At 66.0% G+C, this 17225-nt stretch carries 13 protein-coding genes and 1 pseudogene; 1 reads left to right on the forward strand and 13 read right to left on the reverse strand.

The annotated features are described in order from the left end of the window. Positions 1-207: pseudogene (locus RCH10_RS00005) on the reverse strand (hypothetical protein); the annotation flags it as partial. Positions 208-420: 213 nt separating this feature from the next. Here RCH10_RS00005 and RCH10_RS00010 point away from each other — a divergent pair. After that, the gene (locus tag RCH10_RS00010; protein WP_409050767.1) at positions 421-1959 is read left to right on the forward strand and encodes a YifB family Mg chelatase-like AAA ATPase; all 1539 of its coding nucleotides are present in this window, start codon (positions 421-423) and stop codon (positions 1957-1959) included. Positions 1960-1989: 30 nt separating this feature from the next. Here RCH10_RS00010 and RCH10_RS00015 read toward each other — a convergent pair whose 3' ends face one another. The 12 genes from RCH10_RS00015 to RCH10_RS00070 all read right to left on the reverse strand — a co-directional run bounded on the left by RCH10_RS00015 (position 1990) and on the right by RCH10_RS00070 (position 17011). Further along, on the reverse strand, positions 1990-3195 hold the full coding sequence (locus RCH10_RS00015) for a fumarylacetoacetate hydrolase family protein (protein WP_409050768.1): 1206 nt from the start codon (positions 3193-3195) through the stop codon (positions 1990-1992). Between the two features lie 58 nt (positions 3196-3253). Beyond that, complete coding sequence (locus RCH10_RS00020) at positions 3254-7015, reverse strand: molybdopterin cofactor-binding domain-containing protein (protein WP_409050769.1); 3762 nt, start codon at positions 7013-7015, stop codon at positions 3254-3256. Between the two features lie 10 nt (positions 7016-7025). Next, entirely contained in the window at positions 7026-7499 is a 474-nt protein-coding gene (locus RCH10_RS00025; protein WP_409050770.1) for a (2Fe-2S)-binding protein, read from the reverse strand. Continuing rightward, positions 7499-8167, reverse strand: coding sequence for a bifunctional nicotinamidase/pyrazinamidase (gene pncA, locus RCH10_RS00030; protein ID WP_409050771.1), 669 nt, complete (start codon positions 8165-8167; stop codon positions 7499-7501). The genes RCH10_RS00025 and pncA overlap by 1 nt, the downstream gene beginning before the upstream one ends. A 102-nt stretch (positions 8168-8269) precedes the next feature. After that, on the reverse strand, positions 8270-9004 hold the full coding sequence (locus RCH10_RS00035) for an ABC transporter ATP-binding protein (protein ID WP_409050772.1): 735 nt from the start codon (positions 9002-9004) through the stop codon (positions 8270-8272). Further along, positions 9001-9837: an ABC transporter ATP-binding protein gene (locus RCH10_RS00040; RefSeq protein ID WP_409050773.1), complete on the reverse strand. Its 837-nt coding sequence runs from the start codon at positions 9835-9837 to the stop codon at positions 9001-9003. The genes RCH10_RS00035 and RCH10_RS00040 overlap by 4 nt, the downstream gene beginning before the upstream one ends. After that, entirely contained in the window at positions 9834-11780 is a 1947-nt protein-coding gene (locus RCH10_RS00045) for an ABC transporter permease (protein WP_409050774.1), read from the reverse strand. The genes RCH10_RS00040 and RCH10_RS00045 overlap by 4 nt, the downstream gene beginning before the upstream one ends. Before the next feature lie 41 nt (positions 11781-11821). After that, positions 11822-13027, reverse strand: coding sequence for an ABC transporter substrate-binding protein (locus tag RCH10_RS00050; RefSeq protein WP_409050775.1), 1206 nt, complete (start codon positions 13025-13027; stop codon positions 11822-11824). 154 nt (positions 13028-13181) lie between these two features. After that, positions 13182-13766: an amino acid synthesis family protein gene (locus tag RCH10_RS00055; protein ID WP_323497294.1), complete on the reverse strand. Its 585-nt coding sequence runs from the start codon at positions 13764-13766 to the stop codon at positions 13182-13184. Positions 13767-13806: 40 nt separating this feature from the next. Then, a complete protein-coding gene (locus RCH10_RS00060) occupies positions 13807-14448 on the reverse strand; it encodes an amino acid synthesis family protein (protein ID WP_409050776.1) in 642 nt (213 codons plus the stop codon). A 30-nt stretch (positions 14449-14478) separates the two neighbouring features. Continuing rightward, positions 14479-15408, reverse strand: coding sequence for a UPF0280 family protein (locus RCH10_RS00065; protein ID WP_409050777.1), 930 nt, complete (start codon positions 15406-15408; stop codon positions 14479-14481). A gap of 13 nt (positions 15409-15421) precedes the next feature. Further along, positions 15422-17011, reverse strand: coding sequence for a 6-hydroxynicotinate reductase (locus tag RCH10_RS00070; RefSeq protein WP_409050778.1), 1590 nt, complete (start codon positions 17009-17011; stop codon positions 15422-15424). Positions 17012-17225: the final 214 nt, after the last annotated feature.

The following is a 17225-nucleotide window of genomic DNA, read 5'->3' on the forward strand; positions in this document are numbered from 1 at the left end:
GTACAAGCCGTTGTGGCCGATGGTGTCCTGGTCCTGGCCGCGGAACTTGTAGTTCGTGGTCAGCGAGATGTTGGCGGTCAGGGGGGACGTCGCCGCCGGCGCAGCAGCTGGATCGGCGGCCGGCGTTGTCTGGGCCAGGACGGCACCCGTCGCGGTCAAAGCGGTGGCCAGGACAACCAGGGTCTTGGCGGCGGTACGGTGCATCATCGGGTAGCTCCTCAGGGGGTTTTGGAATGGGTTGGAGTGATCCTCAAAGCAGGGAGCGTGCCAAAGTTCACGTAAGCGCGGAACCTGAACCGCTAATCCGAATCGCTCGCCGGGCGAAAGTTAATCAAACTGTTTCTGTCAATTGGCTGTCCGCCAACCGGCAGCAACGACCCCACAAAAGTATGGTGCACCATATTGGGGAAAGGGAGCGAAATGAGTTTGTCTTTGGTGCAAAGCCGCGCTTTGCTGGGCCTGGAAGCTGCCAGCGTGACCGTCGAGGTGCATTTAGCGAACGGGTTGCCCAGCTTCGTGCTGGTCGGGCTGGCCGATGTGGAGGTCAAGGAGGCCCGTGAACGGGTTCGCTCCGCGATCCAGAACGCCGGGCTCGACTTCCCGAACAACAAGCGAATCATCGTGAACCTCGCCCCGGCCGACCTGCCGAAGGACTCGGGCCGCCTCGATTTGCCGATCGCGCTCGGCATCCTCGCGGCCAGCGGTCAAATCGACGGTGCCCGGCTGGCAGGCCACGAGTTCGCGGGTGAGTTGTCTTTGTCAGGCCAGTTGAGGCCGGTGCGCGGCGCCCTGGCGATGGCACTCGCGCTGCACAGCTGCGGTGTCGCGACGAAGCTGGTGTTGCCCACCGAAAGTGCGAGGGAAGCCGCACTGGTGCATGGCACCGAGGTTTATGGCGCGGCGCATCTGCTCGATGTGGTGCGTCAATTTTTGCCAGCCGACGCGACTGCACCAATAGATGCTCCAGTCGACGGCTGGGCGCGCATGCTGCCGGCCGCGAGCGCCGCGCCGCCGCATTACGCCGATTTGTCCGACGTCAAAGGCCACGTCGGCGCCAAGCGGGCGCTCGAAATCGCGGCCGCCGGGAATCACTCGCTCCTGATGGTCGGACCGCCCGGTTCGGGCAAGTCAATGCTAGCGCAACGCTTTGCCGGGTTGTTGCCGGCGATGACGGTCGACGAGGCGCTCGAAAGCGCCGCCGTGGCCAGCCTCGGCGGCCACTTCGCCATCGAGCGCTGGATGCAACGGCCGACCTCGACACCGCACCACACCTCGAGCGCGGTGGCGCTGGTGGGTGGTCCATCGCCACCGCGACCGGGCGAGATTTCGCTGGCGCATCACGGTGTGCTGTTCCTCGACGAATTTCCCGAGTTCGCGCGCTCGGCGCTTGAAGCGCTGCGCGAACCGCTGGAGACCGGCACCATCACGATTGCGCGCGCGGCACGGCGCGCTGAATTCCCTGCGCGCTTCCAGCTCATCGCCGCGATGAACCCCTGCCCTTGCGGCTACCTCGGCTCTACGCTGAAAGCCTGCCGCTGCACGCCCGACCAGGTCGCGCGCTACCAGGGCAAGCTGAGCGGCCCGCTGCTCGACCGCATCGACCTGCATATCGAAGTACCTGCGGTATCGGCCAAGGAGCTGCTCGATTCACCTGCGGGTGAATCGACCGACAGCATCCGCACGCGAGCCGCCGCTGCGCGAGACCGCGCTGTCGAGCGACAGAGCAAGCCGAACCAGGCGCTACAAGGTGCAGAGATCGATCGCCACGCCGGCCTCGAACCGGCAGCCCTGAAGTTCATGCACACGGCCGCCGCCAAGCTGGGCTGGAGCGCGCGGTCTACGCATCGCGCGCTCAAGGTCGCGCGCACCATCGCCGACCTGGCGTCGTCGCCGCTGGTCGAGGTCGCGCATGTGGCGGAGGCAGTTCAATACAGGCGCGCCCTGCGCGGGACGCTCTGAAGTACGCGCTAAAACGTCCGCGCTGAAAAGCTAGAGCAATCCGCGTCCCGCAAGATTGCGCATCAACGCGCCAATGCCGAAGTTCCAGCGCGGCGCCTGATCAGCGTGCACCACGCGATTCACGAGCGCGCCGAGTTCCGGCGCCGAGATCGTCACAAGGTCGCCGACCACATGCGTGAAGCCCTGACCCGGACCGTGCCGGTCTTGCGTCGGTGCGAACATCGTGCCGAGGAACAGCATCAGGCCATCGGGATACGCGTGATGCGGGTTGATCGCCTGGCCGACCAGGTCGAGCGGATCGCGGCTGATCTTCGCGAGCGAACTCGATCCTTCGAGCACGAAGCCTTCAGGGCCGACGACCTTCAACCCGACCGTGATGCGGCGCACATCGTCGATGCCGAAGTGCGCATCGAACAAGCGGATGAACGGGCCGATGGCACATGACGCGTTGTTGTCTTTCGCCTTGCCGAGCAGCAGCGCGCTGCGGCCTTCGAAGTCGCGCAGGTTGACGTCGTTACCGAGCGCCGCACCGAGCGTCTGACCCCGGCTGTTCACCGCCAGCACGACCTCCGGCTCGGGGTTGTTCCAGACCGAGCCCGAATGAATGCCGACCTGCGCACCGGTGCCCACCGCCGCCAGCACCGGCGCCTTGGTGAAGATCTCGGCGTCGGGGCCGATGCCGACTTCGAGGTACTGCGACCACGCGCCTTGTGCGATCAGCAAGGCCTTGACCTTCGCGGCCTCGGCCGAGCCCGGCACGATGCCGGCCAGGTTGTCGCCCAGCACACCGCTGAGAGCCGCACGAATCGCGTCGGCCTTGGATGCATCGCCGCGGGACTGTTCCTCGATCACCCGCTCCAGCAGGCTCTCGACGAAGGTGACGCCGCTGGCCTTGATCGCCTGCAGGTCGCATGGCGCGAGCAACCATGGCCGGCCAAAGTCTCGCGCATTGGTCTCGTCGTCTTGCGCCTCGAAGCTGTTGGCGAGCACATCGGCGAGATGCGCGATGCGTGGCGCTTTGCCAGACTGGATGGCTTCGCGCACGGCATCGGCGGGCGGCGCATCGGCTTCGAGCAGGTCGCTCGCGGTCGGCGCGAGGCGCGAGAGATCGTGGAGTCCGCCTTCGTGCACTGCGGCCAGCGTGGGCCCGATGCCGGGTTGCCAGATGCGCCCGATGAGGGTGGCGCGGTCGGCGTCGCGGGGCAGGCTGGTGTCGGGCGAGAGGGTGGTGGTCATCGGGCGTATCTCCTGGTTCGGCGCTTGAAAGCAGCGTCTGCCGTCGATGGTACGGCGATCAGCGCAAGGCCCGCACGCGTGCGACCTGCGCCGGCAGCTCGTTCCATGCCGGCTCCTGTGGTGCGAAGCGCGCGCGCATGTAGCCCGCGAGTTGCGCGACCTGCGCATCGTCGAGTGCATCGCGAAATGCGGGCATGAAGCCGATGTCTTTGGTCGCCGGCGCGCGCACGCCATCGAGGATCGTGCGCAGCAGGTTGTCGGGTCGCGTGCTGGTGAGGTTGCTGTTGAGCGCGAGGGGCGTGTTGACGCCGAGCAGCGTCGGCCCGTCGCCATCGTGATGGCAGACGGCGCAGGCACTGTCGAACATGCGCTGCGCCGAGCCGAGCAGCGGGCCGCGACCGGCGGCGGCGCTGTCGATAGCGCGGGTCGCCGTGGCGGCGTGCGCTTCGGGCAATGCCGATGTCGTCACCGCATTGAACGTCGCCAGATAGCTTGCCATCGCGCGTACATCATCGTCGCTGACCGCGCCGAGTTCACGCACGACCTCGGCCATCGGACCGCCGGCGATGCCATGCCGTTGCGTGTGACCTTGGCGCAGATAGCGGTACAGCTCATCGGCGTCCCACGGAACGGCCGCCTTCGAAAGCGAGGTGAGTGCGGGCGCTTCCCATCCGTCGGCGATGGCGCCGGAGAAGAGCGCATTGCCGCCCTGCTCCGCGCCGAGCGAATTGCGCGGCGTGTGGCACGCGCCGCAATGGCCCAGGCCGTTGACCAGATAGGCGCCGCGGTTCCACTCGGCTGTCTGCGAGGCGACCGGTTGGTAGGGCGTCGCGTCGTGGAACAGCGCGTTCCATCCCGCCATCAAAGGACGAATGCTGAACGGGAACTTCAACTCGGCAGGCGGCGTTTCGGCGCGGACTGCGGGCAGCGACATGAAGTACGCATAGAGCGATTGAAGATCGTCGTCGCTGGTCTTCGCGAACGCCGTGTACGGGAATGCGGGGTACAGGTGACGGCCATCCCGCGAGACGCCTTCGCGCATCGCACGCTGGAATGCGCTGAACGACCAGTGCCCGAGACCCGTGTCGGCATCGGGCGTGAGGTTGGTTGCGTAGAGCGTGCCGAAGGGCGTCTCCATCGCACGTCCACCGGCGTTGGGCACGCCGCCTGCAGCGGTGTGGCATACGACGCAATCGCCGAGCGCTGCGAGCACCCGACCGCGCTCGATGGTCGAAGCGCTGTAGACCGGCGCGCTGAACGACACGGGTGCAATGACCGAGCGCCAGCCGAGCAGCCCGGCGATGACACCGATGCCACCGATGGCGAGCGCACTCCCCACCGCCCAAATGCTTCTTGTATTGCTGCTTCCCCCTTTGGGAGAAGGCTGGGACGGGGGCACGCGCAGGTCAAGTTGCGCCGGTTTCATGCCCTCACCCATGCCCTCCCGCAGCGGGGGAGGTAGTGAACTGCCGAGCGCAGCACGGATGACTTCGGAGGTGAACGGTGGCGACCGAAACCGCACCCCCGTCGCATCGAAGATTGCATTCGCGATCGCCGCCGTCCCCGGCACCGAAGACGACTCGCCCGCGCCCAGCGGCGGCTCGCCGGGGCGTGCCATCTGGATCACTTCGATGACGGGAACCTGCCGAAAATTGATGATCGGGTAGCTGCCCCATTCGCGGCTCGCGACGACGCCGGACGGCAGCACGCCGGGCAAGCGTTCGCCGGCCTTGTGCTGCGGTGCGAACCGCACCTCCTCCATCAGCGCACGACTCGTGGTCTGGATCACGTTGCCGTGTACCTGGTGTTCGACGCCCGCGGGGTTGATCGTCAGCCCCGCATCGTGGCCGACGACCACGCGCCGCACATGCACCTCGCCGGTCTTGCGATTGACCTCGACGTCGGCCACCCACGCCGCCCAGGCCGCGCCGAAGCCCGGCCATTTGCTGTGCACGTAGCGCGCATACGCGAAGCCTTGGCCGAACAGGATGTCGCCGCCCTCCCCCAGCCCGCCATCGGCGTTTTCCTGCGGCCCGGTACGCATGCGCCAGCCGGCTTTCTGCGCGGTCGCCTGCACCAGCTCGACAGCGCGCGGATCGTGCAGATGGCGCAGCCGGAACTGCACCGGATCGACGCCGGCGGCCGTCGCCAGCTCGTCGATGTACGACTCGTGCGCGAACGAGTTCGGCAGCGCCGACACCCCGCGCAACCACGACGCGCGAACCATTGGCGCCATGTCGTTGACCTTGACGCGCAGGTTGTCGACCGCATACGGCGGACGCGCCGTGCGGTCGCCCATTTCATAGGCATGCGCAACAGGTTCGATGGTGCGCGTCAGCAGCAACGCGAGCGTCGGCGATCCGTTGGAGGGGTAGGAGGTTTCGAAGTCATACGCAGCGATGCCGCCATCGGCGAGCAGGCCGCCGTCGATCTCCATCAGCTGCGCCGCACCCTTCGGCTCCCACGCATGCTCCTGCTCGCGCGTGAGCTGCACCCGCACCGGCGCACCGACCGCACGCGCCAGCAACGCAGCATCGGCGGCCACGTCGTCGGCGCCGTTGCGGCCATAGCAACCCGCGGCTTCCATGCGAACGACATCGACCTGCACATCGCGCACGCCCATCAGCTTGGCGAGATCTTCGCGCAGCACGTGCGGACTCTGCGAGCCGGCCCAGACGCGCAGTGCGATCTGACCACCGCCTTCATGCGTATCAGCATCGGCATCGGCATCGGCATGCCACTCCGCCAACGCGCATGAAGGTCCGACCGACGCGTGCATCTGGTACGGCCAGACATACGTCCGCCTCATCGAGCTGCCGGACGCCGCTAGCGCAGCCAGCGCCCCATCGACATCTCCTTCGTCGACCAGCAAGCGCTGCGTCGACGGGTTGTCGCGAATCGCCTGCGCGACGTCGCCGAGGTCGGGCATGCCGGGCCACGGCTTCCATGTCACGCGCAGTTCGCGCAAGGCTTGCTCCGCGTGCTCTTCGCGCTCGGCGACGATGCCGACGAAGTCGCGGATCACCACCACCGCGCGAATGCCGGGGATGTGAGCGATCGATGCTTCATCTACCGACTCCAGCGTGTTGCCGATGAAGTCGCCATGGTCGGCACCGGCATACGGCGGCCGCACGACGCGGCCGTGCAGCATGCCGGGCACGCGCATGTCGTGCACGAAGACGAGTTCGCCCGCCAGCTTGGCCGGGATGTCGACGCGCGGCTGCGAGGTGCCGACGATGCGGTAGTCGTCCGGATGCTTCAGTTCGCCGTGATGCGCCAGTTGCAGCACAGTGCGCTGGCCGGCCACGAGCTCGCCGAAAGCGACGCGGCGCTCGGGTACATCGGCGACGTGAACCGTGCCGTTGCGAACGACCAGCGCGTCGACCGGCGCATCGAGCCGTGCCGCGGCACGCGCAATTAACCAGGCCCGCGCCTGTGCTGCGGCGAAGCGCAACGGCCTCGCATGGTTCTGGATCGACGCACTGGCGATCGTTCCGCCCTGATTGGGCGCACGCGCGGTGTCGCCCAGCATGATGCGCACGCATGGCATGCCGAGGTCGAGCTCTTCGGCGACGATCTGCGCCAGTGCGGTCTGCAGGCCGGTGCCCAGATCGACGTGGCCGTTCAACCCCGTCGCGCTCCCGTCGTCCCACACCGCGAGCAGCACCTCGTCGCCTTCGATCGGGTTGCCCGACACGAGCTCAGGTTGGCCCTTGGCAGGCGGCGGTGCCGGCGGTGTCGGACGCACGATGACGAGCACGCCATCGGCATTCAAGAAGTCGGCGCGGGTGCGCGGCTGGTCGGCCCGCCGCGATGTCATTGCGCAGCGCTCATGACGCGGCCTCAGCCAGCCGCAGCGCCGCTATCTGGACCGCGCGAACGATCTCGACATGCGTGCCGCAACGGCACAGGTTGCCGGACAGCTCGGCGCGGATACGGTCTTCGCTGGGATTCGGCTCGCGCGCCAACAGCGCCGCAGCCTGCATCACCATGCCGTTCAGGCAGTAGCCGCACTGCGCGGCCTGCGCGTCTTCGAAAGCTTGCTGAACGGGGTGCCAATCGTCACGCGAACCCAGCCCTTCGAGCGTCGTGATCTCGCGCCCTTCGACGCCGTGCGCCGGGATCACGCAGCTGCGCGCCGCCACGCCGTCGACCCACACGGTGCACGCCCCGCATTGGCCAAGTCCGCAACCGTACTTGGGTCCGTTGAGCCCGAGGTCGTTGCGCAGCACGTGCAGCAACGATGCCTCGCGCGACACGGACAGCTGTTGCGCTCGGCCGTTGACGGTCAGGGAAAAGGCCATCAACCGATCAGCTCGGCCGACTGGATGCGCCCGACGCCCTGCGCGGCCATCTGCGCCCAGGCCTTGTCGAGCGAGCCATCGAGATCGATCGCACGCGTCGCGTCTTCGATGACGAACGCGGTGAAGCCGGCGGTGCGCGCGTCAAGGGCGGTCCACGCGACGCAGAAGTCGGTCGCCAGTCCGGTCACATAGACCGTGTCGATGCCGCGCGCATGCAGATAGGCGGCCAGGCCGGTCGACGTCTTGCGATCGGCTTCTTCGAAGGCGGAGTAACTGTCGATGCCGGGATGGAAACCCTTGCGGATGATGAGCTGCGCAGTGGGCAGGTGGAGGTCCTTGTGCAGCGCGGCGTCTTCGGTGCCCTGCACGCAATGGACCGGCCACAGCACCTGCTCGCCATACGGCATCGTCGCCATCTCGTAAGGGCTGCGGCCCGCGTGGTTGACAGCGAACGAGGCGTGGCCGGGCGGATGCCAGTCCTGCGTGATGACGATGTTCTCGAAGACCGACGCGAGGCGGTTGATCACCGGCACGACCTCGGCGCCGCCTTTCACAGGCAGGCCACCGCCGTCGATGAAGCCGTTCTGCACGTCGACCACGATCAGTGCGGTCCTGGCGCGAGAGCGGCCAAGGGAGTTCGCAGCGGAGTCGGGAAAAGAGGCGTTCACAGCTCAGCCCACCGCGGCGACGTTGCCCGACTGAGGGCGCGTGACAGCTTTGCGATGCATGGTTGGGTGTCCTTGGCTGGATGGTTGAGATGAAGCGACGAATCAAACGCTGAGATATTGCCGCCGCACATCTTCGTTGGCGGCAAGTTCGGCCATCGACGCGTGATAGCGGATCTGGCCTTTTTCGAGCACGTAGGCACGATCAGACACCAGTTCCGCAAAGTGCATGTTCTGCTCCGACAGCAGGATGCTGACGCCCTGCGACTTGAGCTCCAGGATCATGTTGACCATCTGTTCGACGATGACCGGCGCGACGCCTTCTGACGGTTCGTCGAGCAGCACCAGATACGGGTTGCCCATCAGCGTGCGCGCGACGGTCAGCATCTGCTGCTCGCCGCCGCTCATGCGGCCACCCGGCCGGTTCGGCATTTCGCCGAGATTGGGAAACAGCTTGAAGAGCCGCTCGGGCGTCCAGAGCGGTGCCGCCGTGCCGTCGGTCCAGTGCCGTTCGGGCTGCTTGCCGACCTCGAGGTTTTCCATCACCGTGAGATCGGTGAACACGCGCCGGTCCTCCGGAACGAAGCCGAGTCCGAGGCGCGCCGCCACATGCGGCTCGCTCTTCGAAATGTCGTGCCCCAGGAAGCGCACGGCACCGCGCCGTTTGGTCAGCATGCCGATCAGTGTCTTCAGCGTGGTCGACTTGCCGGCGCCGTTGCGGCCCATCAACGCGACGACTTCACCGCGTCGCACTTCGAGGTCGACGTCGTACAGTATCTGTGCCGCGCCGTACCAGGCGCAGAGCGACTTGGCTTCGAGCAGCAGTTCGTGTGCACTCATGCCGAGGCTCCAACAGCAGCATTGACAGCCGCTGCCTTCTCCGCGATTTTCTCGAAGGTCTTGCCGCTGCCGAAGTACACCTCCTGCACTTTCGGGTGGTCGCGGATCTCGAGCGGTTTGCCCTGCGCGATCAGACGTCCGCGCGCCAGCACGATCATGCGATCGGCGTACGCGAACACCACGTCCATGCTGTGCTCGGTGAAGAGAACGGCCAGGCCACGGCTGATCACGAGGTCTTTGGTCAAAGCCATCAGCGAGTTGCGCTCCTTCGGTGCCATGCCGGCAGTGGGCTCGTCCATCAGCAGCAGCTTGGGTGCGTTGGCCATCGCGATGGCGAGTTCGACGCGCTTGACGTCACCGTAAGCCAGTTCGCTGCACGGCCGATCGGCCTGCGCCTTCATGCCGACCTGGTCAAGCAACGCAAGTGCTTCGTCGCGCTTGTGCTCGGCCGCGCGACGCCACATCGAGAAAAGCCTGCCGTCGTGCGACAGCATCGCCATCTGCACGTTCTCGATCACGGTCAAGGAAGCGAAGGTTTCGGCGATCTGGAAGGTGCGGCCGACACCCAGGCGCCAGATCGCGCGCGGCTTCATGCCCACCAGCTCGTGACCGTCGAACAGGATGGAACCCTGGTCGGCCTTGAGCTGCCCGTTGACCATGTTGAAGGTGGTCGACTTGCCCGCGCCGTTCGGCCCGATCAGCGCCAGCAGTTCGCCGGCCTTCAACTCGAAGTCGATGCCGTCGACCGCCTTCACGCCACCGAAGGATTTGCCGAGGCCGGTGACCTTCAAAAGCGGGACGTCGGTCACGGATGTTGCGATGTCTGCGTTCATGGAAGTTGCTCCTTCCCCTTCCGGGGGAAGGCTGGGATGGGGGCATCCCCCGCCATTACAGTCTTGCGTTTCAGCTTGTCGAACATCTGCTTGGAAAACCCCGCGATGCCCTGCGGGAACAGCAGCACCAGAATCAAAATAATCGCACCCAGCATCGCGCGCCAGTAGTCGGTATTGCGCGCCACCGTGTCGTGCAACCAGCTGAAGGTGACGGCACCGACGACCGGGCCCGCCAGAGTCTGGACACCGCCTAACAACACCATGACGAGCCCGTCGACCGACTTGTCGACGCTCAGGCTCTCTGGCGAAATGCTGCCTTTGGAAAACGCATAGAGCGAGCCCGCGAGACCGGCTGCGGTGCCGGCGATGACGAACGCCGTCCATTGCATGCGCTTGACGTCGATGCCGATGGCGTCGGCACGCAGCACCGAGTCACGCCCGGCGCGCAGCGCGTAGCCGAAGGGCGAGAACAGCACCCGGCGCAGCAGCAGCACGCCGGCCGCCACCAGGATCAGCGTGAGCCAGTAGTACATGCGCTTGTCCGACAGCCATTCCGACGGCCAGACGCCGGTGAGCCCGTTGCTGCCGCCGGTGAACGAATCCCACTGGTAGACGATGGCCCAGGTGATCTGCGCGAAGGCCAGCGTCAGCATCGCCAGATAGACCCCCGACAGCCGCACCGCGAACCAGCCGTAGACGAAAGCGCCGATGGCTGCGACCAGCGGCGCCACGATCAGCGCGAGTTCCATCGGCAGGCCGCTGGCCTTGACCAGCAGCGCAGCGCCGTAGGCACCCAGGCCGAAATACGCCGCGTGGCCGAACGAATGCATGCCGGCCGGACCCATGATGAAGTGCAGGCTGGCAGCGAAGAGCGCGGCGATCAGCAGGTCGATCATCAGCACCGTGGTGTAGGGCGAGTCGACCGTGAGCAGCGGCATCGCCATCAGCAGTACGCCGAGCACGGCAACGGCCCACAGATAGCCCTTGCTGGCGCGACGCAATGGTTCTTCAGCCATGCCGACATAGCGGCTCGGCGCCTGCGGCCGGCCGAACAGGCCCCACGGGCGCCACACCAGCACGATCGCCATCACGATGAAGTCGACCACCAGCGTGAGCTTGGAGAACGAGACGCTGTAGCCGAAGAGTTCCACCACGCCGAGCCAGATGCAGACCGCCTTGATCTCGGAGATGAGCAGCGCGGCGACGTAGGCACCGGGGATCGAGCCCATGCCGCCGACCACCACCACCACAAAGGCGGCACCGATGGTGTTCAAGTCCATCGCCAGCGTGGCCGGCTCGCGCGGCAGTTGCAGCGCGCCACCGAGTCCCGCGAGCATGGCGCCCAGCGCGAACACCGCCGTAAAGAGCCACGCCTGGTTGACGCCCAGCGCACTGACCATCTCGCGGTCTTGCGTGGCGGCACGCACCAGCGTGCCGAAGCGCGTGCGTGTCAACAGCAGCCACATGAGGCCGAGAACGACCGGGCCGACGACGATCAGAAACAGGTCGTAGGTCGGGAACTGCCGCCCGAGGATTTCGACCGCGCCCGACAGGCCCGGCGCGCGAGGGCCGAGCAATTCGTCGGGTCCCCAGAGATAGAGCACCGCGTCCTTGATGACCAGGACGAGTGCGAAGGTGGCCAGCAACTGGAACAGTTCCGGCGACTTGTAGATGCGCCGCAGCAGCACCATTTCGATCAACGCGCCGAGTACGCCGACGGCCAGCGCCGCGATGACGATGGCCGGCCAGAAACCGAGCCCGGTGCCGAGCCGGTCGACCAGCGTGTAGGCAATGTAGATGCCCACCATGAAGAAGGAGCCGTGCGCGAAGTTGACGATGCGCGTGACCCCGAAGATCAACGACAGACCCGCGCCCACGAGGAACAACGAAGAAGCCGATGACAGCCCGGTGAGGAACTGCAGCAGCAGGGACGAGAGGCTCATGAGGCGGGCAGTCGAAAGCTAGCGGTCGAAAAAAAGAACGATCAGTCTGCGGCGCGCGACTTCTTGACGTCGGCGGCGCTCGGCTGGAACTTGGCGCCGTCGAAGTACGTGTAGTCGACCATCACGCCCTTGCCGTTTTCGTTCTTCGTCTTGCCGACGAACGCACCCATCGTCGATTGATGGTCTTCGGCGCGGTAGGTGATCTTGCCGAACGGGGTATCGACCGGCAGGCCCTTGAAGGCGGCGACCAGCTTCAGCGGCTCGGTGCTCTTGGCCTTGGCGATGCCTGCTGCGACCGACTTGATCATGGTGTATCCGACCACCGAGCCGAGGCGCGGGTAGTCGTTGTACTTGGCGTGATAGGCCAGGAAGAAGGCCTTGTGTTCGGGCGTTTGAATGCCGTACCACGGGTAGCCGGTGACGATCCAGCCGTTGGGCGTTTCTTCCTTGAGAGGATCGAGGTACTCGGGTTCACCGGTCAGCACGCTGACGACTGCGCGGTCCTTGAAGAGGCCGCGCGTATTGCCTTCGCGCACGAACTTCGACAGGTCGGCGCCGAACAGCACGTTGAAGATGGCGTCGGGCTTGGCATCGGCCAGCGCTTGCGCGACGGCACCAGCGTCGACCTTGCCCAGCGGCGGCGCCTGCTCGGCCACGAACTCGACATCGGGCTGTGCCGCCTTCAGCAGCGTCTTGAACGCAGCGACTGCCGACTGGCCGTATTCGTAGTTGGGGTACACGACGGCCCAGCGCTTCTTGTTGAGCTTGACGGCTTCAGGCACCAGCATCGCGGCCTGCATGTAGGTACCGGGGCGCAGACGGAAGGTGTACTCGTTGCCGCCTTGCCAGGTCATCTTGTCGGTCAGCGGTTCACCGGCCAGAAAGAAGATTTTCTTTTGCTTGGCGAAGTCGGCGACGGCCAGGCCGGTGTTCGACAGGAAGGTGCCGGTCAGCACATCGATCTTTTCGCGCGCCACCAGTTCTTCGGCCACGCGCACGGCGTCGCCGGGGTTCGCGTTGTCGTCACGCGTGATCAGCTCGACCTTCTTGCCGTTGACGCCGCCCTTGGCGTTGATCTCTTCGACTGCGAGTTCCATCCCCTTCTTGTAGGGCTCGAGGAAGGCGGGCTGCGCCTTGTAGCTGTTGACTTCGCCGATCTTGATCACGCCCTGCGCATGGGCGGGCACGACGGCGATGGCGAACACGGCGAGAGCCGCGGCGCTGAAGACATGACGCAATGGGTTCATCGGAAAACTCCTTGGGGATGGTGACAAGTAACGAATGAGTCGCTCTTCGCCGGGAACACCGCGGAACGGGCTTTGCCCGGCCGCTGGTGTTGCCCCCTGCAAGGGGGTTGGTGAAGCGACACGAAGTGCGCGAAGGCTGGGGGTGTGCTCATGTTCAGCGAAGACCGTCTTCACCTTTGATCTCGCTGGCCTTCAGGCCGCCGATGCGAGGCAGCGGACGGCCGCTGTCGGTAACGGCCACGGCAACGACGATCTCGTTGGCGCGCGGCGCATCGGACACGCGCGCTTCGATCGCGTCGAAGTGGCTGCGCACGAATGCGGCGTCCTTGTGACCGAGCGGCACGTCGATGGCGGTGCCGAGCGTGCCGCGCTTCTTGCTCGACGGCACCAGTGCGGCGCCTTTTTCGACCGCGGCACGCAACGGCGCGCCCAGCTTTGGATGCAGGATGGCGGCCGCATGTTCGAGCTCGCCGGCTTCGCCAACGATAGCCGCCTTGCCGTAACTCTCGACGGCGCCGGGCGCGATGCCCAACGCGGCGACGGCCTTTTGCCCGAGCAGTGCGCCGAGTTCTTCACCGATGGCGATCAGCGCGTCGAGGTTCTCGCTGTAGCGGCCGGCGTACGGGTTCTCGATGACAGCGATGGCGACGGCACGGCGCGTCGGCGGATCGATGGTCTGGCCCATTTCCTTGCGGACTTCATCCACCTGGACGACGAGTTTTCTGATGTTGGCGCTCATGAATTTTTCCTTGTCTTTGTATGCTTCGTGGGTGCCGCGTTCATCGCAAACCATCCCATTTGCTGATGTCATTGGCGAGCAGTCCACCCACACGTGCATGGATGCGGTAGCCCGTGCTCATCGCCAGGATGAAGACAATTTCGTCCGCAGCCGGCGCACCAGGCACGCGGACTTCGATCGCATCGAACTGGCCGCGCACGTAGCTGGCATTGATGTTGGTCAGCGGCACGTCGAGTGCGGCGCCGGGCGGGCCGACTTTCTTGGTCGACGGCACGATCGACAGAGCATTGGCAGGTTGGCCGGCCTTGGCTTCCGCCTTGCCAGCGGTATATGCAGCGCGGTCGCCCTTCCAGCCGAGCAGCTCGCGCATCGCATAGCCGCCGGGCACATGCCACAGCGCACCGTGCTCCAGCTCGCCGGCAGCGCCGACGATGGCGCCCTTGCCATACGTGGCGATCTGGTCGAGGGGCACGTCCATCGCGGCATGCAGCCGGTGCGCCATGTCGACCCCAACCGGATCGAGCAAGGCCATCATCGGCAGGATGTCGGGCTCGTAGCGGCCGGCGAATGGATTGGTCATCACCACGCCGACGGCGCCACGCACCAACGGCGTCTCGGCGCGCGGCCCGAACTCGTGGTGGATGTGCTCGACATGGGTGAAGACGCGACGGATATCGATCATTGCGATCATTGAAAGTTGCCTTGCTTTTCGTTAAGCAAATACTGAACCAATTGCAGACATCGCGACGCGCCCGACGGGCTGCGCGACACGCAGTGCGTCCGAGCATAAGGGCTCGACGACGCGCCATTGCTTCTGGCAAACCAGCACAGCGGCATGGATGCGGCCGGCCGCTTGCAGCGCCTGCGCGCAGGCTGCTCCCGCGTCCAGCGCACGCCGCACCTGCACGGAACCCAGCGTCGCGACATCGACCGTCACAGGGATGTCACCGAGGTCGCTGTCGTCCTTGCATTCGCTGGCCGGTTTGCGTCGAATGCCCACGTCGTCGACATCGACGGCGTTGGCGATCACCGTTGCCGCCGCATCGGCCTCGGCTGCGGTGGCCGCCAGCACGGTGACGCTGTCCGCGATGCCGAGCGACAAGCTGCGGCCGCGCCAGCCGCTGGTCGCGACACCGCGCACCGGCACGTCGGCAGTGATGTCGAATTGGCCGTCGGTCAGGAGCGGGCCGGCGCCGCGCCAATCGAAGGTCCCGATGTCCGCCAGCAGGCCGATGCGCACCTGCGCGCCCGGCGCGAGGTGCAGCGCGATGTCACCGCCATTGTTGATCCAGGCACGTTCGATGCCGGCGCGCAGGTAGCAGGCAACGAGCTCTTGCGCGACCGAGCCGGCGACGGCCGCCATCGGGGTAATGAAGCCAGCACTGAAGGGTGCGCAGGCCGACCACATGCGACGTGCGATGGGGCCGCGCAGCGTGCGCGTCGCTTGCACTGTTTGAATCGGTCGACGCAGTTCGCGCAGCTCGCCCACCAGTTCGTCGAGCACGCAGGCGAAGCGCTGCCAGGCGGCCTCATGCGCCGCGGCAACGACCGCTGCATCGCCATGTGCCTCGGCAATGACGTCGATGGGCCCGTGGCTGAAATGCCAGCGGTCCGCGTCGAGCCGGTTGCGTTGTGCCGTCATTTTCGGCAGTGCCTTAACCCAGCATGGGCGGTTGACCCAGTGGCCACGGATTGGCCTCGTCGATCGTCAGCCACTGGCGCGCGAGCGGGGCGCCATCGTCTTGCCAGGCCCCGCGCGCGAGCGCCTGCTCCAGCGAAAAGATGCTGTCCATGTGGCCACCGAGGGCGGCGTAGTCGTCGCGCCGCATGCTGAACTCGATCGGCGCCACGATGGCCGGCGTCGGCACGGTGCCGAAACTGTTGTCGGGCATGCGCATGACATCCGCCATGACCGTGATGCCGCCGCCGGGCCATACATAGGCCGGCGCGCCGCCGCAGGTCACGTTGACCAGCGCCTGCTTGATGGCACGCGTCAGCAGCACCGGGTTTTCCGTGACGCCGGCGCGCAGGCTGCCGCCGGCGCCGCCGAGAAACAACACCGTGCACAGCGATGGTTCGCAGTTCTCGCCGATGCGCTCGACGATGCGGCGCACCTCGGACGGCATCGGCTGCTCGACGGGCCGCAGCGCGTCGTCCAGCACGTACCACTGCGCGTGCTCGCCGGTGGTCGATGTCATCAGCAGTCGCAGGCCGGGCTTGGCCACACCCTCTTCCCAGCCTTCGATGATGGACAGCGGATCGTCGATGTCGGTTCCGCCCCAGCCATTGCCCGGATTGGCCACCTGAAAGTAACGGCCGGGCGTCGACTTGCGGCCGCGCATCTGCACCCCCGACTTCGGCATATCGAGGCATTTGCCGGCCTGGTGTTCGGTGAGCACCCCGGTAATGTGGTCGTCCACCACCACCACCTCGTCGGCCACGCTGGCGAACTGGCGCGCGAAGATGCCGACGGCTGCCGAGCCGCAACCGACACGCATGCGCTGCTCTTCGACGCCGTTGACGATCGGTGCCTTGCCGGCCTGGATCACCATGCTGGCGCCGCCGTCGATGGTGCATTCGACCGGCTTCTTGTTGCCGAGCAACTGCATCACCTCGACCGTCATACGGCCTTCTTTCTTGCTGCCGCCAGTCAGGTGATGCACACCCCCGAGCGACAGCATCTGCGAACCGTACTCCGCCGTGGTGACGTGCCCCACGACTTCGCCTCGGTAGCGCACGTTGGCCTGCTCGGCGCCCAGAAAACGATCGGTGTCGATCTTCACCTTCAGGCTGCAGTAGCTGAAGATGCCTTCGGTCACGACGGTGATCATGTCCACGCCGCGCGCCTTCGACGCCACGATAAAGGGCGCTGGTTTGTAGTCGGGGTACGTCGTCGACGAGCCGACGCCGGTAACGAAGACTTCGTCGGAATGCAGCAGGTCGCCGTTCCAGTCGGGGTCGATGCCATCGGCGGTCTCTGCTGCCGGTCGGTCGAAGGGCACGAGTGCGGGCGAGGCGCTCGACAGCTCACGACGCAGCAGCACCACGGGATCGACGCGCACCAGTACGCCGTCGCGGTTGGCGTACCGATCGCAGGCGCCGGTGCGGCCATCGGAGATCTGACACAGCACGGGACAGGCGTTGCACTCGATCTTGGCCGGCTTGGCGACGGCGCTGTCTTCGCGGCTGGCCGGCACCGGCATGTCCATGCCGGGCAATCCGTCTGTCTTGGTGTGTTCGGTCATCGTGGCGATCTCGTGAGGATTCTTCTGGACGCGGCTTGCGAATTGCGTGCAACAAACGTGCCGACGGCCGCGCTTGTCGGGCGTCTGACATTTGTGTAGCATTCCCTACACTTTCATGTGGCGTTCACTACATTCACGGTCAATGTAGCAAACGGGCCCGAGGCTTGCAATGGTGTTTTCGAGCGGCGTTTCCAAAGCGGGTTCGCAAGGCTTT

Origin of the sequence: Variovorax sp. GrIS 2.14 (genome assembly GCF_046115955.1) — a bacterium.
Classification (GTDB): Bacteria; Pseudomonadota; Gammaproteobacteria; order Burkholderiales; family Burkholderiaceae_C; genus Variovorax.